At 48.1% G+C, this 20,296-nt stretch carries 21 protein-coding genes and 1 other annotated feature (1 of these 22 cut by a window edge); all 21 genes read left to right on the plus strand.

What is annotated here, in order from left to right; genetic code table 11:
* Positions 1-1,141 precede the first annotated feature (1,141 nt).
* The 21 genes from ABU165_RS22505 to rplA all read left to right on the plus strand — a co-directional run bounded on the left by ABU165_RS22505 (position 1,142) and on the right by rplA (position 20,145).
* Positions 1,142-1,603 (plus strand): CtsR family transcriptional regulator, encoded by a 462-nt coding sequence (locus ABU165_RS22505; protein ID WP_009791534.1) that lies wholly within the window; start codon positions 1,142-1,144, stop codon positions 1,601-1,603.
* Positions 1,604-1,630: 27 nt separating this feature from the next.
* Complete coding sequence (mcsA, locus tag ABU165_RS22510) at positions 1,631-2,179, plus strand: protein-arginine kinase activator protein McsA (protein ID WP_094769448.1); 549 nt, start codon at positions 1,631-1,633, stop codon at positions 2,177-2,179.
* Between the two features lie 4 nt (positions 2,180-2,183).
* On the plus strand, positions 2,184-3,251 hold the full coding sequence (gene mcsB, locus ABU165_RS22515; RefSeq protein ID WP_009791536.1) for a protein-arginine kinase McsB: 1,068 nt from the start codon (positions 2,184-2,186) through the stop codon (positions 3,249-3,251).
* Between the two features lie 16 nt (positions 3,252-3,267).
* Positions 3,268-5,721, plus strand: a complete 2,454-nt coding sequence (clpC, locus tag ABU165_RS22520; RefSeq protein ID WP_009791537.1) for an ATP-dependent protease ATP-binding subunit ClpC — start codon at positions 3,268-3,270, stop codon at positions 5,719-5,721.
* Between the two features lie 225 nt (positions 5,722-5,946).
* Positions 5,947-7,329: a DNA repair protein RadA gene (gene radA / locus ABU165_RS22525; RefSeq protein WP_009791538.1), complete on the plus strand. Its 1,383-nt coding sequence runs from the start codon at positions 5,947-5,949 to the stop codon at positions 7,327-7,329.
* Positions 7,330-7,332: 3 nt separating this feature from the next.
* Entirely contained in the window at positions 7,333-8,406 is a 1,074-nt protein-coding gene (gene disA, locus ABU165_RS22530) for a DNA integrity scanning diadenylate cyclase DisA (protein WP_318061020.1), read from the plus strand.
* Positions 8,407-8,616: 210 nt separating this feature from the next.
* Complete coding sequence (locus ABU165_RS22535) at positions 8,617-9,699, plus strand: PIN/TRAM domain-containing protein (RefSeq protein WP_009791540.1); 1,083 nt, start codon at positions 8,617-8,619, stop codon at positions 9,697-9,699.
* 21 nt (positions 9,700-9,720) lie between these two features.
* Positions 9,721-10,413 carry a 2-C-methyl-D-erythritol 4-phosphate cytidylyltransferase gene (ispD, locus tag ABU165_RS22540; RefSeq protein WP_318061021.1) on the plus strand — a complete coding sequence of 231 codons (693 nt, stop codon included), beginning with the start codon at positions 9,721-9,723 and terminating at the stop codon, positions 10,411-10,413.
* Between the two features lie 18 nt (positions 10,414-10,431).
* Entirely contained in the window at positions 10,432-10,911 is a 480-nt protein-coding gene (gene ispF / locus ABU165_RS22545) for a 2-C-methyl-D-erythritol 2,4-cyclodiphosphate synthase (RefSeq protein WP_009791542.1), read from the plus strand.
* A gap of 91 nt (positions 10,912-11,002) precedes the next feature.
* Positions 11,003-12,460: a glutamate--tRNA ligase gene (gltX, locus tag ABU165_RS22550; protein ID WP_318061022.1), complete on the plus strand. Its 1,458-nt coding sequence runs from the start codon at positions 11,003-11,005 to the stop codon at positions 12,458-12,460.
* Positions 12,461-12,952: 492 nt separating this feature from the next.
* Positions 12,953-13,603, plus strand: coding sequence for a serine O-acetyltransferase (gene cysE, locus ABU165_RS22555; protein WP_009791545.1), 651 nt, complete (start codon positions 12,953-12,955; stop codon positions 13,601-13,603).
* Positions 13,603-15,000, plus strand: coding sequence for a cysteine--tRNA ligase (cysS, locus tag ABU165_RS22560; RefSeq protein WP_009791546.1), 1,398 nt, complete (start codon positions 13,603-13,605; stop codon positions 14,998-15,000). The genes cysE and cysS overlap by 1 nt, the downstream gene beginning before the upstream one ends.
* Positions 15,001-15,004: 4 nt before the next feature.
* The gene (locus tag ABU165_RS22565; RefSeq protein ID WP_129614066.1) at positions 15,005-15,430 is read left to right on the plus strand and encodes a Mini-ribonuclease 3; all 426 of its coding nucleotides are present in this window, start codon (positions 15,005-15,007) and stop codon (positions 15,428-15,430) included.
* Entirely contained in the window at positions 15,427-16,170 is a 744-nt protein-coding gene (gene rlmB, locus ABU165_RS22570; RefSeq protein ID WP_009791548.1) for a 23S rRNA (guanosine(2251)-2'-O)-methyltransferase RlmB, read from the plus strand. Before ABU165_RS22565 ends, rlmB begins: the two co-directional genes overlap by 4 nt.
* Positions 16,171-16,173: 3 nt before the next feature.
* Positions 16,174-16,683, plus strand: coding sequence for an NYN domain-containing protein (locus tag ABU165_RS22575; protein ID WP_009791549.1), 510 nt, complete (start codon positions 16,174-16,176; stop codon positions 16,681-16,683).
* A gap of 72 nt (positions 16,684-16,755) precedes the next feature.
* Positions 16,756-17,415, plus strand: coding sequence for an RNA polymerase sporulation sigma factor SigH (gene sigH, locus ABU165_RS22580; RefSeq protein WP_022543215.1), 660 nt, complete (start codon positions 16,756-16,758; stop codon positions 17,413-17,415).
* 114 nt (positions 17,416-17,529) lie between these two features.
* A complete protein-coding gene (gene rpmG, locus ABU165_RS22585) occupies positions 17,530-17,673 on the plus strand; it encodes a 50S ribosomal protein L33 (protein ID WP_009791551.1) in 144 nt (47 codons plus the stop codon).
* Between the two features lie 57 nt (positions 17,674-17,730).
* Complete coding sequence (secE, locus tag ABU165_RS22590; protein WP_009791552.1) at positions 17,731-17,901, plus strand: preprotein translocase subunit SecE; 171 nt, start codon at positions 17,731-17,733, stop codon at positions 17,899-17,901.
* 246 nt (positions 17,902-18,147) lie between these two features.
* A complete protein-coding gene (nusG, locus tag ABU165_RS22595; protein WP_009791553.1) occupies positions 18,148-18,681 on the plus strand; it encodes a transcription termination/antitermination protein NusG in 534 nt (177 codons plus the stop codon).
* Positions 18,682-18,854: 173 nt separating this feature from the next.
* Positions 18,855-19,280, plus strand: coding sequence for a 50S ribosomal protein L11 (gene rplK / locus ABU165_RS22600; RefSeq protein ID WP_141195060.1), 426 nt, complete (start codon positions 18,855-18,857; stop codon positions 19,278-19,280).
* Positions 19,281-19,446: 166 nt separating this feature from the next.
* Positions 19,447-20,145: a 50S ribosomal protein L1 gene (gene rplA, locus ABU165_RS22605; RefSeq protein ID WP_009791555.1), complete on the plus strand. Its 699-nt coding sequence runs from the start codon at positions 19,447-19,449 to the stop codon at positions 20,143-20,145.
* Between the two features lie 50 nt (positions 20,146-20,195).
* Positions 20,196-20,296: a sequence feature (ribosomal protein L10 leader region), on the plus strand; it runs 37 nt beyond the window's last position.

Consider the following 20,296-nt stretch of genomic DNA (forward strand, 5'->3'; position numbering starts at 1 on the left):
TGAGACTGTTCTTTTTTTGTGCTTTTTAGTTTATGTTGGAGTGGGTTTTGATCAGAAAAGGGATTATTTGGTGAAAATGAATAGCCGGAGGGCCTTAAGAGCGTGGCTTGTGGTTTGAAAAAAGGGGAGAGCGGCCGTTTGAAATATGGATTTCATCAATTGGCTCGATAATCTACAGACTCGGCGATTAATTTTATCAATTGGACGATTAATTTACCGAATTTCTCAACTAATTTACCATTTGCCATAAAAACAGCCATAGCCCGCCCGCAAATTTCCCCATATGGCTGAAAAATAGATGCCGGGCTGTCAAACAAGCAGTGCTTTGAATCAAATATATGAGCTAGCAGGCGTTTAAACTGTGAATTTAATCAAACGACTGATTAATTTACCAACTCAACGATTTGTTCAATCAAACGACCGATTAATCTACCGAATTCCTCGCTTAACTTACCAATTGCCACAAATATAGCGGGATCCCATCCGCAAGCTCCATCAATAGATTGCCATCTTCGTTCAAGTCCAAACACAGTAGCACCGTCACCTAGCACTAACATGCTGCTGGAAAAAGAAAAGCCCTGATGGATGAATAAACCTGGTTTTTATCCGACATAAGAGAGCTGTTAGCAAAAACCGCGAACTTAATCACTCCTACCGATATCCTACCAACCTAACGTCATATCTAACCGTTCTGCCAAATAGTTTACCAACTCCTACGTCTAATCAAATCGTCTAGCCAACTTCTCACTCATCCACTTACCACACACCATTGCCAAGCAAAGAAACGTCCCAGCCAATCTCCCTCAACCCACCCCAACTTAGCACCCATTCAACTTCCCATCATCCCCACTCGCATTCACTCTCCCTCCTTCTCCCGTATATTCCGGCTGCCCTCCCCTGCCAGCTGCAAACGTACCCTGCATACACGTCCCCCCTTTCACCAAAACCAAATTTCCCACCCATGACAAGCACCCAAAAGCCCACCGGCTGAATACTCTATACAGCTGGAAGAATTTGCTCTTGTTACGTTTGAGATATTTATTAAATGGGAAAATTAATAAGGCATCCATCTTGCAACTTTTTACATAATTCATTTATAATTAAAGTCAAATATAGTCAAAGTCAGGGAGGAGGAGGCCTGGTGAGGAATATATCCGACATAATCGAGAAATATCTGAAGGAAGTCCTGGAGCTGAGTGAACGGGAAAGTGTCGAGATCAAAAGAAGCGAAGTGGCTGATAAATTCCAATGTGTCCCCTCGCAGATCAATTACGTCATTAATACCCGATTTACAATCGAAAAAGGATATATTGTTGAAAGCAAGCGGGGCGGCGGAGGATATATCCGGATCATGAAGGTACAGTCCTATGATCATGCGGACCTGATTGATCAGCTGCTGATGCTGATCCAAAGCAGGATATCGCAGGGAAGCGCTGAGAGCGTCATCTTGCGCCTGGTGGAAGAGGAAGTCATCACACGCCGCGAAGCTAAAATCATGCTCAGTGTAATCGACCGGTCGGTTTTATATATAGAGCTTCCGTTCCGCGATGAATTGCGATCAAGAATGCTGAGAGCAATGCTGACTTCGTTGAAGTATAAATAAAGATTAAGCAGCTGGAGAGGTGAGTGCATGATTTGCCAAGAATGTAATCAGAGGCCGGCAACGCTGCATTTTACAAAGAGCATAAATGGCGGGAAGACCGAATTCCATCTTTGCGAGGTCTGCGCCAAGGAAAAAGGCGAAATGTTCATGATCAATAATCAGGCTTCAGGCTTTTCCCTTAACAGCCTGCTGGCGGGGCTTTTGAATATTGAGCCTGGTCTGCAGCAGCCGAAAAAAGAGCAAAGGCCGCAGGAGCAAGTTCTGCAGTGCAGCAAATGCCAGATGACTTTTAAGCAGTTCATTAAAATCGGACGGTTTGGCTGTGCCCACTGCTATTCGGAATTCAAGGGGCAGCTTGACCCGATCCTGAAGCGCCTCCACAGCGGGAACTGGTCCCATAGAGGGAAGATACCGGCAAGAGCCGGCGGGAGCATTCAGCTCAGGAAAAAGATTGAGGATATGAAAAAAGAATTGAAGGAATTGATCCTGCAGGAAGAGTTTGAAAAAGCTGCCGTGCGCCGGGATGAGATACGGTCCCTTGAAAAGCAGCTGAGCAGCGGCAGGGAGGGGGACTGATATCATGTCACTGGAACGTTTCATCAGCCAGGCGGTCAGTTCCTGGATGAGTGCGGAAGGCCCTGATTCTGATATTGTGCTAAGCTCCCGCATCCGTCTGGCAAGGAATATGAATATATATAAGTTTCCTACTCTTTTTTCAAATGAAGAAGGACAGAGCATCATTGAAGATATCAGGAAGATTTCAACCGAGAAGCCTTTCAAAGGGCTTGGAGGATTGGAGCTTTTAGAGATGGGAAGTCTTCAGCCCCTCCAGAAAAGGGTGCTTGTTGAAAAGCATCTGATCAGCCCCAATCTGGCTGAGCAGTCTCCTTACGGGGCTTGTCTCCTGTCAGAAAATGAAGAGGTCAGCATCATGGTCAACGAGGAAGACCATATCCGGATTCAATGCCTGTTTCCTGCATTCAGGCTGACCGAGGCACTTGAGATGGCCAATAAGCTGGATGACTGGCTTGAGGAGAACCTTGAATTTGCCTTTGATGAAGACTACGGGTATCTTACCAGCTGCCCGACCAATGTCGGAACAGGGCTAAGGGCTTCTGTCATGATGCATCTCCCAGGTCTGATGCTCACCCATCAGATGAACCGGATCATCCCGGCCATCAATCAGCTGGGGCTTGTGGTGAGAGGGACATATGGCGAAGGAAGCGAGGCGCTGGGCAATATTTTTCAAGTGTCCAATCAGATCACGCTCGGAAAGTCTGAGGAAGATATCGTAGAAGATCTGAAGAGTGTCGTGGGCCAGCTCATCGCCCAGGAAAGATATGCCCGGGAAGCATTAGCAAAGACTTCAAACATACAATTAGAAGACAGAGTGTACCGTTCCTATGGGATTCTCTCCAACAGCCGGATCATTGAATCAAAAGAAGCGGCAAAATGCTTATCTGATGTCCGGCTGGGTATAGATATGGGATACATCAAAGATATTCCCAAAAATATTTTAAATGAATTGATGATTCTTACACAGCCCGGTTTCCTGCAGCAATATGCCGGCGGGCCGCTCCGGCCTGAAGAACGTGATATTAGAAGGGCTGCACTTATACGCGAAAGATTGAAAATGGAAAAACAATAGTCGGGAGGATGAAATTATGATGTTCGGACGATTTACTGAAAGAGCTCAAAAAGTATTGGCATTAGCACAGGAGGAAGCCATTCGCTTAGGACACAGCAATATCGGCACAGAGCATATCCTGCTCGGCCTCGTCCGTGAAGGAGAAGGGATTGCTGCAAAGGCGCTTTATGCACTCGGACTGGGCTCTGAAAAGATCCAAAAAGAGGTGGAAAACCTTATTGGCCGCGGCCAGGATTCCTCACAGACTCCCCACTATACACCAAGGGCTAAAAAGGTCATTGAGCTCTCAATGGATGAGGCCAGAAAACTGGGCCACTCTTATGTTGGCACAGAGCATATCCTGCTCGGCTTGATCCGTGAGGGTGAGGGTGTTGCCGCACGGGTGCTGAACAATCTGGGAGTCAGCTTGAATAAAGCAAGGCAGCAGGTGCTCCAGCTTCTGGGCAGCAATGATTCAGGAAGCCATCAGGGAGGATCAGCAGCAAGCGCCAATACGCCGACCCTTGATAGCCTTGCAAGAGACCTGACAGCCATTGCCAGGGAAGGCAGCCTTGATCCGGTCATCGGCCGAAGCAAGGAAATCCAGCGCGTCATTGAAGTGCTGAGCCGCCGGACAAAGAACAATCCGGTCCTGATCGGGGAGCCTGGCGTCGGTAAGACAGCCATCGCAGAAGGACTTGCACAGCAGATCATCAACAATGAAGTGCCGGAGATCCTCCGCGACAAAAGGGTTATGACACTGGATATGGGGACAGTTGTTGCCGGAACAAAATACCGTGGCGAATTCGAAGACCGCTTGAAAAAAGTAATGGATGAAATCCGCCAGGCTGGCAATATCATTCTCTTCATCGATGAGCTTCATACTTTGATTGGTGCAGGAGGAGCAGAGGGGGCAATCGATGCTTCCAATATCCTGAAGCCATCCCTTGCAAGGGGCGAACTGCAGTGCATCGGCGCCACTACCCTGGATGAATACAGAAAGTATATCGAAAAGGATGCTGCGCTTGAAAGGCGTTTCCAGCCGATCACGGTAGATGAACCGACAGCAGATGAGTCTGTTCAGATCCTTAAGGGGCTGCGCGACCGCTATGAGGCCCATCACAGAGTATCCATCACAGATGAAGCCATCGAGGCAGCTGTTAAGCTTTCTGATCGTTATATCTCAGACCGCTTCCTTCCGGATAAGGCGATCGATCTGATTGATGAAGCAGGTTCAAAAGTACGCCTGCGTTCTTACACTACTCCCCCTAACCTGAAAGAGCTTGAATTGAAGCTTGAAGAAGTCAGGAAGGAAAAAGATGCTGCCGTCCAAAGCCAGGAGTTCGAGAAAGCTGCATCCCTCAGAGACTCTGAACAGCGCCTGCGCGAGCAGCTGGAGGAAACAAAGAAGAGCTGGAAAGAGAAGCAGGGGAAGGAAAACAGCGAAGTCACAGTTGATGATATTGCACATGTAGTAGCAAGCTGGACTGGAATTCCTGTAGCGAAGCTGGCTCAGACAGAAACAGCCAAGCTCCTGAACATGGAAGAAATTCTTCATTCCCGAGTCATTGGCCAGGAAGAAGCGGTCAAGGCGATCTCCAAAGCGGTCCGCCGTGCGCGTGCCGGGCTGAAAGATCCTAAGCGCCCAATCGGCTCCTTCGTATTCCTCGGCCCTACTGGGGTCGGTAAGACTGAGCTTGCGCGTGCGCTTGCAGAGGCGATGTTCGGCGATGAAGATGCAATGATCCGCATCGATATGTCTGAATATATGGAGAAGCATTCAACTTCCCGTCTTGTTGGTTCACCTCCGGGATATGTAGGATATGAGGAAGGCGGCCAGCTGACAGAAAAAGTCCGCAGGAAGCCATACTCAGTTGTCCTTCTGGATGAGATTGAGAAAGCACATCCGGATGTATTCAATATCCTCCTTCAGGTTCTTGAGGATGGACGCCTGACAGATTCTAAAGGCCGGACAGTCGACTTCCGCAACACAGTCCTGATCATGACATCCAATGTCGGGGCAGAAGCGCTGAAACGCAATAAATATGTCGGCTTTAACATCCAGGATGGAGAGCAGGACTATAAGGATATGAAAGGCAAGGTAATGGAAGAGCTTAAGAAGGCTTTCCGCCCTGAATTCCTTAACCGGATCGATGAAATCATCGTGTTCCACGCCCTTGAGAAAAAACATCTCAAGGAAATCGTTACATTGCTTTCCGATCAATTGGTTAAACGCCTGCAGGAACAGGAAATTGTCCTTGGCCTGACCGATAAGGCAAAAGAGAAAATTTCCGAGGAAGGGTACGACCCTGAGTATGGTGCAAGGCCGCTCCGCCGCGCGATCCAAAAGCATATCGAGGACCGTTTGTCAGAGGAGCTGCTGAAGGGCCAGGTGCTGACAGGGCAGAATGTCATTATCGATGTAGAAGATGGGGAATTTGTCGTGAAAACAGAAGAATCTCCTGAAACTGCAACAAACTTATCTAAATAAACGTCATATTATATAATAAAAAAGGTACACGGTGCACACTGCGTGTACCTTTTTTCCATTGAAGACATTTCAATCTGCCCTTATATAAAAAATCAGCCATTTCCACTACTTTCCTTGGACAGGCATTTTTATATAAGCGGGGAAGTATAATATACTTTCCCTATAATGAAACTAATGGTGCACTTTTCACAATAGAAGAGTATGGAAATAGAAAGGGAGAAACGGATGGCAAAAAGAAAGACCAAATTCATCTGCCAGGAATGCGGCTATGAGTCCGCCAAGTGGATGGGCAAATGTCCTGCCTGCGGGCAGTGGAATACAATGGTGGAGGAAACGGAGAAGCCTGCAGCTGGAGGAAGAAGGGGTGCATTTGCCCATTCGGCAGGCGTAACCCTTGCTTCTAAAGCGACGCCGATCACCTCAATTGAGACAGTCAATGAACCGCGGATCTATACAGACCTGAAGGAGCTCAACCGCGTTCTGGGAGGCGGGGTGGTAAGGGGCTCGCTTGTTCTGATCGGGGGCGACCCCGGAATCGGGAAGTCGACGCTCCTCCTGCAGGTATCTTCCCAGCTGGCCCGGAAGGATCATTCTGTTCTTTATATTTCCGGAGAGGAATCCATGAGGCAGACAAAGCTCAGGGCTGACAGGCTTGGGGTTGTATCAGATAAGCTGCTCGTATATGCAGAAACGAATCTCGAGGAAATCAGCCGGACCATTGAAAATGAAAATCCCAGCTTTGTGATCATTGATTCAATCCAGACTGTTTTTCATCCGGATATCACCTCGGCCCCTGGAAGCGTCTCGCAGGTAAGGGAATGTACCGCGGAGCTGATGAGGATCGGAAAGACCAAAGGCATCGCGATCTTTATCGTGGGGCATGTCACGAAGGAAGGATCGATTGCCGGCCCGAGGCTGCTCGAGCATATGGTTGACACAGTCCTCTACTTCGAGGGTGAAAGGCATCATACGTACCGCATTCTCAGGGCTGTTAAGAACCGTTTCGGATCGACCAATGAAATGGGCATCTTTGAAATGAAGGAATTCGGCCTTGAAGAGGTGGAAAATCCATCGGAAATATTCCTTGAAGAGCGCTCCCAGGGGGCATCCGGATCGACAGTTGTTGCCTCCATGGAAGGGACGAGGCCGGTGCTGGTTGAAATTCAGGCGCTTATTTCTCCGACGAGCTTCGGGAATCCGCGGAGGATGGCAACCGGGATCGATCATAACCGCGTCCCGCTTTTAATGGCTGTGCTTGAAAAACGTGTCGGGATGCTTCTGCAAAATCAGGATGCTTATTTGAAGGTGGCAGGCGGCGTTAAGCTGGATGAACCTGCGATTGACCTGGCAATTGCCGTCAGCATTGCCTCAAGCTTCAGGGATAAGCCAACACAGGCCTCTGATTGCATCATTGGAGAAGTGGGTTTGACCGGCGAAGTCCGCCGTGTCTCCAGGATCGAACAACGTGTCCAGGAAGCTGCTAAGCTTGGGTTTGAACGGATCATCCTTCCTGCTAAGAACCTTGGAGGCTGGGACTCTCCGCCGGGCGTGCAGCTAATCGGGGTTAATACAGTCAGCGAGGCCTTAAAAGCGGCATTAGGAGGATAAGATATGGACAATAAAAAGCTGGGCGAAAAGACCCGGAGCGACATTTTGAAATTTCTGGCACCGGGAACACCGATACGCGAAGGGATCGATAATGTCCTGCGTGCAAACACAGGCGGACTGATTGTACTGGGCTGCAATGAAAAGGTGAAGGCGATTGTAGACGGGGGCTTTCAGATTAATTGCCCTTTCACGCCAAGTTATCTGTATGAGCTGGCCAAAATGGATGGCGCCATCGTCCTGAATGAGACAGGCAGCAAGATTCTTATAGCCAATGCCCAGCTTGCCCCGAACCCGGGCATCCCTTCTTCGGAAACCGGGATGCGGCACCGGACGGCAGAGCGGGTGGCAAAGGAGACAGGGGCGCTTGTCGTTGCCATTTCACAGCGGCGGACAGTCATCACACTCTACCAGGGCCATTTCAGATATGCATTGAAAGACATCGCCGTTATTCTCGCAAAAGCCAACCAGGCAGTCCAGACGCTTGAGAAATACAAAGTGGTGCTGGAGCAGAGCATCGCAAGCCTCGGGATCCTTGAGTTTGAAGAGCTTGTGACCTACAGCGATGTTCTTCAGGTGCTGCACCGCTATGAGATGGTGCTGAAGATCAAGCAGGAACTGATGTCCTACCTGAGTGAACTGGGTACAGAAGGCAGGCTGATCCGCCTGCAGATGAACGAGCTCTTGACTGACATGGAAAAGGAAACTTCTTTGATCATCAAAGACTATGCCTTTGATAAGGATGTCAGCACGAAGGAAGCAATCAGCAGAATGCAGGAGCTGGCAAGCGGCGAAACGATCGAGGACAGCATCCTCCTGAAGCTGATCGGCTATAGCGGCTATGTCCACCTGGATGAAGGAATTTGTCCAAGAGGGTACCGGATGCTTAATAAAATCCCCCGGCTCCCGCCAATCATTATTGAAAATCTCATCACCAGATTCCAGGAGCTTCCTGAAATCACAGCAGCTTCAGTAGAGGATCTTGATGAGGTGGAAGGCATCGGTGAAGTCAGGGCGAGAAAAATCCGTGAGGGCCTCAAGCTGGTCAAGGAGCAGCTGTTTGCGGACCGTCAGCTTTAATTGCCCATTGAATTGGTCTATACAGTATGCTAAAATGGTGGTTTTATATTATTTGACACTCTGTTTGCACGGTGCTACGCTTAAGGTGTATCAGTATATAAAACCTCCGATATTATTATATTTAAATAATGTTACAAAAAACCAAATTAACATATTCTGCAGGTTTCAATTCAGGGAATTTGTTTATAATGATTAAAAGGAGGTGAAGGAATGTTAAAACGCATTGTACAGGCATGCTTTCTTATTACCGGGGGGACCCTTGGGATCTTTTTGATTCCGGACTTGCTCGGGCTAGTTGCTTTGGACGACATTCCTCTTTTAAATAATCCGTATGTGTCCGCTATTTTAGGTGCCATTATTTTTTATCTTATATCTTTTTGGGCAGTTGATTATGTAACCAATTTCGTGAGATGGGTAGAGGAATCATTGGTGAAAGCGCCTATAACAGATATTATTTTTGGCAGTGTGGGCCTTGCTTTCGGCCTGATAGTGGCATTTTTGATCGGCTTTGCGCTCAATGCAATCGAATTTCCGATTGTCAATACGGTCGCCCCGATCCTGCTGACGCTGATTTTTGGCTATCTTGGCTTCCAGGTGGGCTTTAAAAAGCGGGATGAGCTTCTGGGATTATTTACGAGCCGGAAAAAGAAATCCGGTGAAGAGGAAGCAGAGCCAGTTGAGAAAAATGCATTAAAGATTCTGGATACAAGTGTGATCATTGACGGCAGGATCGCTGATATCTGCCAGACGGGCTTCCTTGAAGGAACCATCGTCATACCCCAGTTTGTCCTTGAGGAGCTTCAGCATATAGCTGATTCTTCAGATGTATTGAAAAGGAACAGGGGGAGGCGGGGGCTGGATATCCTGAACCGTATCCAGAAGGAGCTTTCCATCAAGGTCGAGATTTATGAAGGGGACTTTGAAGAGATCCAGGAAGTAGACAGCAAGCTTGTGAAATTGGCAAAGCTGACGAACGGTGTTGTGGTGACAAATGACTTTAATCTTAACAAGGTATGCGAGCTCCAGAAGGTATCTGTGCTCAATATCAATGACTTGGCCAATGCGGTCAAGCCGGTGGTGCTGCCTGGAGAAGAGATGAAGGTGCAGGTCATCAAGGACGGGAAAGAGCATAATCAGGGTGTTGCTTATCTGGATGACGGTACAATGATTGTCGTCGAAGATGGCCGCGATTATATCGGCAAGCACATCGATGTCCTTGTCACTAGCGTGCTGCAGACCTCTGCGGGCCGCATGATATTTGCAAAGCCTAAGCTGCTTGAAAAAGCTTTATAAAAGAGAGTTGGGAGACTGTTTATGCCTTATCAGGTAATTATTCCTGCTGCAGGCCAGGGGAAAAGGATGGGCGCCGGCAAAAATAAACTTTTGCTTGAGATCCGCGGTGTACCGGTTTTCATACACACGCTGAGGGTGTTTGAAAGCGATCCGGATTGTACTGGCATCCTGCTTGCGGTCAATCCGTCCGAGAAGGCGGAGATCCAAGAGCTTCTTGCCTTTTACGATATCAAGAAAGTCATTGGACTCGTTCCCGGTGGATCCGAACGCCAATACAGCGTCTATAATGCGGTGAAGGAGCTGCAGGGCGATGGCATTGCCATGGTGCATGATGCGGCCCGCCCCTTCATCGACCAGCACCTGATCAGGAAGCTGACGGAGGCTGCGGATCAGGATGGCAGCGCAGTATTGGCCGTGCCGGTGAAGGATACTGTGAAAAAGGCTGTCGGCAATCAAATCCTGGAAACAGTTGAACGATCAAGTCTGTGGGCGGTCCAAACCCCACAGGCTTTTCGTGTTTCCACCCTCCTGCACATTCATCAGAAAGCGGCTGAGGAGGATTACCTCGGCACAGATGATGCCAGCCTAGCAGAACGGCTCGGCATCCCTGTGAAAATCGTTGAAGGAAATTATGATAATATCAAGCTTACAACCCCGGAGGATCTTTATTTTGCAGAAGCGATTATCCGGAAACGTGAAGCTCGAAGTAACTGACATAAAGGGGAATATACTATGTTTCGTATTGGACAGGGCTTTGATGTACATCAATTAACCGAAGGAAGGCCGCTGATTATCGGCGGTATTGAAATTCCCTATGAAAAGGGGCTGCTGGGCCATTCTGATGCGGATGTGCTTCTTCATACCATTGCAGACGCGTGTCTCGGGGCAATTGGGGAAGGCGATATCGGCAGACACTTTCCGGATACAGATCCTGAATTCAAGGATGCTGATTCAGCCAAGCTGCTGGAGCATGTATGGAAGATTGTAGATGAGAAAGGATATAAGCTTGTGAATGCCGATTGCACCATCATTGCGCAAATGCCGAAAATGGCGCCTTATATCGGCCAGATGAGAGAGCGGATTGCAGAGCTGCTGCAGGCAGATGCGGACCGCATCAATGTCAAGGCAACGACAACAGAAAAGCTCGGTTTTCCGGGCAGGGGCGAAGGGATCGCTTCACAGGCTGCCGTCCTGCTGCAGAAAAAGGACTGAGCCCCCCGAAAAAATTAGCTTTATAAGGCAAAAACACGGTGTTAGAATATAGCAAAGAAGAAGGAAAATGACTACAATAGGAGGCTTATTCATGTCTAATGAAATCAGGGTCCGCTATGCGCCAAGCCCAACCGGACATTTACATATAGGCAATGCCCGCACAGCGCTGTTCAACTATTTGTTCGCACGCTCAAAAGGCGGGAAATTTATCATCAGGATCGAGGATACCGACCTTAAGAGGAATATTGAAGGCGGAGAGGAAAGCCAGCTGAAGTATCTGCAGTGGCTTGGAATCGACTGGGATGAAAGCATTGATAAAGATGGGGGATACGGCCCGTACCGCCAGTCAGAACGGAATGATCTCTACCAAGAGCTGTACCAGGAGCTCCTGGATAAAGATCTTGCTTATAAATGCTATTGCACAGAGGAAGAGCTTGAAGCAGAGCGCGAAGAGCAGATGGCAAGGGGAGACAACCCCCAATATTCCGGCAAATGCCGCCATTTGACCCAGGAGGAAAGGGAAAAGCTGGAGGCTGAAGGCCGCAGGCCAAGCATCCGATTCATCGTGCCCAAAGGGAAGGTTTATGCATTCAATGATATGGTCAAGGACGAAGTTTCCTTTGAGTCTGACGGATTCGGCGATTTTGTCATCGTAAAGAAAGATGGAATTCCAACTTATAATTTTGCGGTGGCTGCCGATGACCATATGATGAAAATTTCCCACGTACTGCGCGGGGACGACCATATTTCCAACACACCAAAGCAGCTGATGATCTATGAGGCCTTCGGCTGGGAGCCTCCTGTCTTTGGCCATATGACGCTCATCGTCAATGAAAGCCGCAAGAAGCTCAGCAAGCGGGATGAATCCATCATCCAGTTCATCGAGCAGTACGAAGACCTTGGCTATCTTCCGGAAGCATTATTCAACTTCATCGCCCTGCTTGGATGGTCGCCTGCCGGAGAAGAAGAGATCTTCACGAAGGAAGAGCTGATCAATATCTTTGAAGCGGACCGGCTTTCAAAGTCGCCAGCTCTGTTTGATAAGCAGAAGCTGACATGGATGAATAACCAATACATCAAGCAGGAAGAACTCGATAAGCTGGTGGAAATTTCACTTCCTCATCTCATCAAGGCAGGAAAAGTAAGTGAAAACCTGACAGCCGCAGATGAAGAGTGGGTGCGCGGGCTCATTTCCCTTTACCAGGACCAAATGAGCTATGGCGCTGAAATCGTTGACCTTTCAGGTATCTTCTTCACAGAGGACGTCAGCTATGATGGAGAAGCGAAAGAAGTCCTGAGCGAAGAGCAGGTGCCGGAAGTGCTTTCTGCCTTCCTGATCGAGATTGATTCCCTGGAAGATTTTACGGCAGAAGAAATCAAAGCAGCCCTGAAGGCAGTCCAGAAAGGCACAGGCCATAAAGGCAAGAAGCTGTTCATGCCTGTACGTGCAGCCATTACAGGCCAGACACATGGACCGGATCTTCCTAAGGCCATCGCTCTTTTAGGAAAAGACAAGGTAAAAAATCGTTTGGCAAGCATTAATGATTAACATCTTGGCAAAAATGTAATATAGTAAGAGTAATTCAAATTTCATGATTCAAAAGTGTTGAAGAGGAAGAGTAGAAAAATGATGCTTCATAGCCTGGCCCATAACGGGATAAGGCTGAAAGAGAGAACCATCACCGGCTGAAAGTGGTTCAGGCCCCTCATTTTTTGAAGTGCCCCTCTGAGTCCCATTTCGAAAATGCAGAGTAGATTTGGGCGGATTTCCTACCGTTAACAGGGCAGAGTTGGGGCCTTTTTTACATGTGCCTAAACAGAGTGGAACCGCGCTTTCAGCGTCTCTGTCATTATGACAGGGGCGCTTTTTTGTTGTTAAGGATCAAAGCTTGCCGGGCTTGAATAAACAGCCCGAGGCCTGCTTGAGCACCCGGTCACTCGTATATGAGCCGCTCCGGAAGGGAATTCCCTGAAGGGATGCAGGCTGTCCGGAAGATAAATTTCAACCGTCAGATAGGCAATAACAGGGAGGGGAGAACAAATGTTCCGAAGGCTTAAAGAGGATATAGAGGTGGTTTTTGACCAGGACCCCGCAGCCAGGAGCTATATTGAAGTTATACTTACGTATTCCGGAGTCCATGCCATATGGGCACATCGGCTGGCACATGCCCTGTTCAAAAGGAAATTCTATTTTTGGGCCCGGGTTGTTTCCCAGATCAGCCGATTCTTCACCGGTATTGAGATCCACCCTGGTGCAAAAATCGGCCGGCGTTTCTTCATTGACCACGGCATGGGCGTAGTGATCGGCGAGACATGCGAAATCGGCGATAATGTGACGGTGTTCCAGGGCGTCACCCTCGGCGGGACCGGCAAGGAAAAAGGAAAACGCCACCCGACCATCAAAGATAATGCCCTGATAGCCACCGGTGCGAAGGTTTTAGGTTCCATCACCATCGGCGAGAACTCGAAAGTGGGAGCGGGGTCGGTCGTCCTTAGGGATGTTCCCCCCAATTCAACGGTAGTGGGGATTCCGGGCAAGGTGGTCATCAAAGATGGCGTAAAGCTTAAGAAGGATCTCAACCACAGCGATCTGCCCGATCCAGTGAGCGACAGGCTGGTCGAGATGGAGAAGAAGCTTCAGGAGATGCAGGTCGAACTGGAGGATTTGAGAAGAGAAAGGAGCCTTAAATAATGGCAATTGCTATTTATAATACAATGTCCAGGCAGAAGGAAGAGTTTATCCCCCTTGAAGAAGGGAAAGTCAAAATGTATGTATGCGGACCGACCGTATATAACTATATCCATATAGGAAATGCCCGTCCGCCGATCGTTTTTGATACGGTAAGAAGATATCTGGAGTTCAGGGGCTATGATGTGCAATATATCTCCAATTTTACGGATGTGGATGATAAGCTGATCAGAGCTGCCAAGGAGCTTGGGGAGGATGTTCCATCCATTGCCGAGCGTTTCATCGATGCATACTTTGAGGATGTGTCTGCGCTTGGGTGCAAACGGGCGGATGTGCACCCGCGCGTAACTGAGAGCATGGATCTTATCATCCAGTTCATCGAGGCCCTGATTGAGAAAGGATTTGCCTATGAATCAAATGGAGATGTGTATTTCCACACCAGAAGATTCGATGAATACGGCAAGCTGTCACAGCAATCCATTGACGAACTCCGTGTCGGAGCCAGGATTGCTGTAGGGGAGAAAAAGCAGGATGCCCTTGACTTTGCACTCTGGAAAACGGCGAAAGAAGGGGAGATATCCTGGGAAAGCCCATGGGGCAAAGGACGTCCGGGCTGGCATATCGAGTGCTCTGCCATGGCGAGGAAATATCTTGGCGACACGATTGATATCCATGCCGGCGGCCAGGATCTCTCGTTCCCGCACCACGAAAATGAAATCGCCCAGTCCGAAGCGCTGACAGGCAAGACATTTGCGCGCTATTGGATGCATAACGGGTATATTAATATCAATAATGAAAAGATGTCAAAGTCGCTTGGCAACTTTGTCCTTGTGCATGACATCATCAAAAAGCATGATCCGCAGGTATTGAGATTCTTCATGCTTTCTGTCCATTACCGCCACCCGATCAATTACAGCGATGAGCTGCTTGAAAATACACGCAGCGGGCTGGAAAGAATCACAACTTCTTATCAGAACCTTGCGCACCGGAAGGAAGCAAGCGCCGAGCTGACAGACAACAACAGCGAATGGCTGAAGAAGATTGAAGATCTCCACGGGGAATTTATCAAGGAAATGGATGATGACTTCAATACAGCAAACGGGATCTCCGTCCTGTTCGAGCTTTCAAGGCAGGCGAATTATTATCTGCTGGAAAAGAATACGAGCGTCGAAGTAATCGAAGCCTTCATGAAAGAATTTGAAATTCTGTTCGATGTCCTCGGTCTGTCGCTTGGCGGCGAAGAGCTGCTGGATGATGAGATCGATGCGCTGATTGAAAAGCGCAACCAGGCGAGGAAAGAACGGAACTTCCAGCTTTCCGACCAGATCCGTGATCAGCTGAAGGAAATGAACATCATTCTGGAAGATACGGCCCAGGGCACAAGATGGAAAAGAGGCTGACGTCATGCTCCGCTACGAAAATAAAGTCAATGAAAAGCAGCTGAACAGCCTCGCGCTTGCCTATATGGGCGATGCTGTATTTGAGCAGTATGTACGGAATCACTTGATCCAGAAGGGGACCGTGAGGCCGAACTTCCTTCATAAAGAGGCGACGGCTTATGTATCCGCCAAGGCGCAGTCCTATGTGATCCATAAATTCCTTGAAGCGGACTTTCTGGATGAAGAGGAAGCTGCCGTTGTCAGGAGGGGGCGGAATGCCAAGTCCGGAACCATCCCGAAAAATACTGATGTGCAGACATACCGGTACAGCACTGCATTTGAAGCGCTGATTGGCTATCTATATTTATCTGGAGCGGAGGAGCGGCTGGAGGAAATCATCTCTGCCGCCTTCCTTCACGCCGAAGAAAGGAAAGGGGGGCAAGGAAAGTGAGCCAGGATTTTATTATTGGGAAAAACCCCGTGCTGGAAGCCTTAAGGGCTGAGCGGGATATCAACAAGATTTTTATAGCGGAAGGATCCCAGGGCGGGCAAATGCAGCAGGTTATCGGCCTTGCCAAAACAAACGGGGTGCTTGTGCAGTTTGTGCCGAAGAAGAAGCTTGACCAGATGGCAGAAGGAATTCACCAGGGCGTCGTGGCAGCGGTCGCGGCCTATGAGTACGCAGAGGTGGATGATCTCTTCGCGGCAGCGGAGAAAAAGAATGAAGCTCCGTTCTTCCTGCTGCTGGATGAGATTGAAGACCCCCATAACCTGGGCTCCATCATGAGGACGGCAGATGCTGTCGGTGCCCATGGCATCATCATTCCGAAAAGAAGGGCAGTGGGGCTGACCGCCACAGTGGCGAAGGCATCGACCGGTGCAATCGAGCATATCCCCGTCGCAAGAGTGACCAATTTGGCCAGGACGATTGATGAGCTGAAGGAAAAAGGTGTCTGGATCGCCGGGACGGATGCAAAGGGAAGCGAGGATTACCGCCGTTTTGACGGAACTATGCCGCTGGGCCTTGTGATCGGCAGTGAAGGAAAGGGGATGGGCCGCCTGATCCGCGACAAGTGCGATTTTCTGATCCATTTGCCGATGGCCGGGCATGTAACATCTCTGAACGCTTCTGTTGCAGCAGCACTTTTAATGTATGAGGTATACCGCAAACGCCATCCGCTAGAGGGATAAAAGATGGACATCCTTATAGTGGACGGCTATAACATCATTGGCGCCTGGCCTGATCTCAGGGAGCTGAAGAACAAGGATCTTGGTGCAGCAAGGGACAAGCTTGTAGAAAAGATGGCGGAATTCCAGGGATACTCAGGATACCGGGTCATCATCGTCTTTGATGCCCATTATGTCAAAGGAACAGAGAAAAAGTTCAAGAACTATAAAGTCGAGGTTGTTTTTACAAAAGAAAATGAGTCAGCAGATGAACGCATTGAAAAACTCGCCATCAGCCTGAACAACATTAAAACACAAATCCATGTCGCCACGTCCGATTATACCGAGCAATGGGCCATTTTCGGACAGGGCGCCCTGCGCATATCCGCGCGGGAGCTGTTGATCGAGATGGAGAGCACGGAAAAAAGGATCGAAAAAAAGGTGAAGAAAATCCAGGAAAAAAAGCCGGTTTCAAAGATCCCGCTCACTGATGAAGTGGCAGAAATTTTTGAAAAATGGCGCAGAGGACAGAAATGAGCGGTTGACGCTCAAAATTTTCCTGCTGTATAATATTTCTATCCAGTGGTTTGTGCGGTCAGGGGGATCTGTGTGAGTACCGATTTCAAGACGATGATCAACGAAGAGGAAAAGAATTATCTTCAGCTCGAAGATGAAGAGATAATTGAATTGGTCCACAGGGGCGAGAGCGAGGCTTTGGATTATCTGATCCAAAAGTACCGGAATTTCGTGCGTGCCAAGGCAAGGTCCTATTTCCTGATAGGCGCTGATAAAGAAGACATCGTCCAGGAGGGCATGATCGGCCTCTATAAGGCCATCAGGGACTTCAAAGAGGACAAGCTGTCTTCCTTCAAGGCGTTTGCCGAGCTGTGCATCACCCGGCAGATCATAACAGCGATCAAAACCGCCACCCGCCAAAAGCATATACCGCTCAATTCCTATGTTTCGCTTGATAAGCCGATTTATGATGAAGAATCGGACAGGACGCTGATGGATGTGATCTCCGGCGCCAAGGTGATGGACCCGGAAGAGCTGATCATCAACCAGGAGGAATTCGACAACATTGAAGTGAAAATGTCCGAGCTCCTGAGCGATCTGGAAAGAAAGGTCCTTGCCCTCTATCTTGACGGGCAGTCCTATCAGGAAATCTCCGAGGAGCTGAACAGGCATGTGAAGTCGATTGACAACGCCCTGCAGCGGGTCAAGAGGAAGCTGGAGAGATATCTTGAAGTCCGCGAATTTTCATTGTAAAGCCAATTATTACAAATAGATCCTTATTTCCTATGATTCTGACTCTTATTGACATGATAGGGGTGCCATGTTAAAGTTTGTAAGGAAACAGACAAGCAATAAGAAGGTGCCGATATGAGGAAAAAAGTTGTACTGGCTTGTGCAGAATGCGGGTCCCGCAACTATTCGACCATGAGCAATAAAGAATCAGAGCGTATGGAATTAAAAAAGTTCTGTGATACATGCAAGGCTCATACTGTCCACCGGGAAACAAAATAGCAATAGCACTCATCCATAGATCAGCAAGCAACCCTTGAAAGTTGGAGGTTACGAACCGTGAATTTTTTCCGTGATATTGGACGCGAAATGAGAAAGGTCAGCTGGCCAAAGCGCAAGGAGCTCACCAGCTATACGATAACAGTCCTTGTGACAGTAACGTTCTTCGCCCTTTTCTTCGCCGTTCTTGACTTAGGTATTTCTGAATTGATTCGTTTAATTCTTGAATAACTCCTGTAATCTCATGGTATAATGGAGAATAACACAGGAAACTTCTGCAAAGCCCGGAAACGGGTTTTTTCATTTGCTTAAAAAAAGACAGGCATCCGCGCCTGTTTTGGCCTGGGAAGAGCGGAACTCTTTAAGGGAGCCGGAGGAGTAAACAGGAACCGGCTGTGTTCACAGGTATATTGGAAACCTACAGAGGGAAGTTTGATTTTATTTAGACAGGGAGGGAAGGACGAACAGTCCTCTTGAATGGAAAAAAACTGGTATGTAGTCCATACTTATTCAGGTTATGAAAACAAAGTAAAAGCCAACCTGGAAAAACGGGTGGAAACAATGGCGATGCAAGATAAGATCTTCCGCGTGATTGTGCCTGAAGAAGAAGAAACAGATATTAAGAACGGCAAGAAAAAAGTGGTGAAGCGAAAGGTATTCCCAGGGTATGTGCTTGTCGAGATCGTCATGACGGACGATTCCTGGTATGTTGTCCGGAATACGCCGGGCGTTACAGGATTCGTCGGTTCGGCAGGGTCGGGCTCAAAGCCGACGCCGTTGCTCCCTGAGGAAGTAAATGTTATCCTTAAGCGCATGGGCGTTGATGAAAAGCGCGTGGACATCGACTTCGAAATCGGCGAGACCGTCAAGGTGAACGAAGGTCCTTTTGCGAACTTCACGGGCTCCATTGAAGAGATTGATAAAGACAAAGCGAAGATCAAAGTTCTGGTTAATATGTTCGGGCGGGAAACTCCTGTCGAGCTCGATTTTACACAAATTGAAAAATTATAGCCTGAAAAACTTGAAATCCGCTTTTAAAAATGTTACTATTTCATAGGTCAGTATGTCTCGGACAACGAGGCTGGACAAATTGCTATGTTCTTTATTTTTAATATAAAGACTACAAGTTGAGTGGGAGGGAAATTCCCTATTACCACATCACGGACTTTAAGGAGGTGTGTCTCGTGGCTAAAAAAGTTATCAAGGTAGTTAAATTGCAAATCCCTGCTGGTAAAGCAAATCCAGCACCGCCAGTTGGTCCTGCATTGGGTCAAGCCGGTGTTAACATCATGGGATTCTGTAAAGAGTTTAATGCTCGTACAGCTGAACAGGCTGGACTGATCATCCCTGTTGAAATCTCGGTTTTTGAAGACCGTTCATTTACATTTATTACGAAAACTCCTCCTGCTGCCGTTCTTCTTAAGAAAGCGGCTGGAATCGAGTCTGGTTCTGGTGAACCAAACCGTAATAAAGTAGCAACAGTTAAGCGTGATAAAGTACGCGAGATTGCTGAGACTAAAATGCCTGACTTAAATGCTGCTAGCGTTGAATCCGCTATGCGCATGGTAGAAGGTACTGCACGCAGCATGGGTATCGTCATCGAAGACTGATCCATGCTCGAAGATTAGGTTCTAACGGGGTTGCGGCTGAATTGGATTCACTCGCAACCTTTGTTCTGTAAAGCCCGGGCGCCCGGCCTTTTCGAGGGAGGGCGCCCCTGCTTTTGGGACGTGGGAGGTTATTCCGCTAAAACCACAATTCAAGGAGGAAATAATAATGGCTAAAAAAGGTAAGAAGTATTTAGAAGCTGCTAAGCTTGTAGATCGTTCTAAAGCTTACCCAGTCGCTGAAGCGATTGAGCTTGCTAAGAAAACAAACTATGCGAAATTCGATGCAACTGTTGAAGTGGCTTTCCGTCTTGGGGTTGACCCTAAGAAAGCTGACCAGCAAATCCGCGGAGCAGTCGTGCTTCCAAACGGAACTGGTAAAACTCAGCGTGTATTAGTATTCGCTAAAGGTGAAAAAGCGAAGGAAGCTGAAGCTGCCGGAGCTGACTACGTAGGCGATTCCGAGTACATCAACAAAATCAGCCAAGGCTGGTTCGAATTTGATGTAATCGTTGCTACTCCAGACATGATGGGTGAAGTTGGTAAGCTTGGACGTACATTAGGTCCTAAAGGCTTAATGCCAAACCCTAAAACTGGAACAGTTACTTTTGATGTAGAAAAAGCAGTAAACGAGATCAAAGCTGGTAAAGTTGAGTACCGTCTGGACAAAGCTGGAATCATCCACGTTCCAATCGGAAAAACTTCATTCGAAGATGCGAAGCTTGCTGAAAACTTCAACACGATCTACGATACTATGCTGAAGGTTAAGCCTGCTGCAGCAAAAGGAACTTACGTAAAATCTGTTACTGTAACAACAACTATGGGCCCTGGCGTCAAAGTTGATCCTTCTACAGCCGCAGTAAAATAATACCAATTGACAACAGCCGGTTTATTTCATATAATCTAAACTGTTGTGAAAATAAAATAACATTTGTACCGTAGACAGCAGGTGCGACAGCTTAATTTCCTGCCGAGGTCATACGATAGATTTTCTTTTGAACGGCTATTGTATACTTCCT

Origin of the sequence: Cytobacillus sp. T106, assembly GCF_040492155.1 — a bacterium.
Classification (GTDB): domain Bacteria; phylum Bacillota; class Bacilli; order Bacillales; family Cytobacillaceae; genus Bacillus_AB; species Bacillus_AB infantis.

Excerpts from the sequence above, each read along its gene's own strand:
- cysE (WP_009791545.1), top strand. The coding sequence starts at position 12,953 with ATGTTCCGAAGGCTTAAAGAGGATATAGAGGTGGTTTTTGACCAGGAC.
- ABU165_RS22535 (WP_009791540.1), top strand. The coding sequence starts at position 8,617 with ATGTTAAAACGCATTGTACAGGCATGCTTTCTTATTACCGGGGGGACC.
- clpC (WP_009791537.1), top strand. The coding sequence starts at position 3,268 with ATGATGTTCGGACGATTTACTGAAAGAGCTCAAAAAGTATTGGCATTA.
- cysS (WP_009791546.1), top strand. The coding sequence starts at position 13,603 with ATGGCAATTGCTATTTATAATACAATGTCCAGGCAGAAGGAAGAGTTT.
- ABU165_RS22565 (WP_129614066.1), top strand. The coding sequence starts at position 15,005 with ATGCTCCGCTACGAAAATAAAGTCAATGAAAAGCAGCTGAACAGCCTC.
- rpmG (WP_009791551.1), top strand. The coding sequence starts at position 17,530 with ATGAGGAAAAAAGTTGTACTGGCTTGTGCAGAATGCGGGTCCCGCAAC.
- rplA (WP_009791555.1), top strand. The coding sequence starts at position 19,447 with ATGGCTAAAAAAGGTAAGAAGTATTTAGAAGCTGCTAAGCTTGTAGAT.
- mcsB (WP_009791536.1), top strand. The coding sequence starts at position 2,184 with ATGTCACTGGAACGTTTCATCAGCCAGGCGGTCAGTTCCTGGATGAGT.
- ABU165_RS22575 (WP_009791549.1), top strand. The coding sequence starts at position 16,174 with ATGGACATCCTTATAGTGGACGGCTATAACATCATTGGCGCCTGGCCT.
- ispD (WP_318061021.1), top strand. The coding sequence starts at position 9,721 with ATGCCTTATCAGGTAATTATTCCTGCTGCAGGCCAGGGGAAAAGGATG.
- gltX (WP_318061022.1), top strand. The coding sequence starts at position 11,003 with ATGTCTAATGAAATCAGGGTCCGCTATGCGCCAAGCCCAACCGGACAT.
- disA (WP_318061020.1), top strand. The coding sequence starts at position 7,333 with ATGGACAATAAAAAGCTGGGCGAAAAGACCCGGAGCGACATTTTGAAA.
- nusG (WP_009791553.1), top strand. The coding sequence starts at position 18,148 with ATGGAAAAAAACTGGTATGTAGTCCATACTTATTCAGGTTATGAAAAC.
- ispF (WP_009791542.1), top strand. The coding sequence starts at position 10,432 with ATGTTTCGTATTGGACAGGGCTTTGATGTACATCAATTAACCGAAGGA.
- mcsA (WP_094769448.1), top strand. The coding sequence starts at position 1,631 with ATGATTTGCCAAGAATGTAATCAGAGGCCGGCAACGCTGCATTTTACA.
- radA (WP_009791538.1), top strand. The coding sequence starts at position 5,947 with ATGGCAAAAAGAAAGACCAAATTCATCTGCCAGGAATGCGGCTATGAG.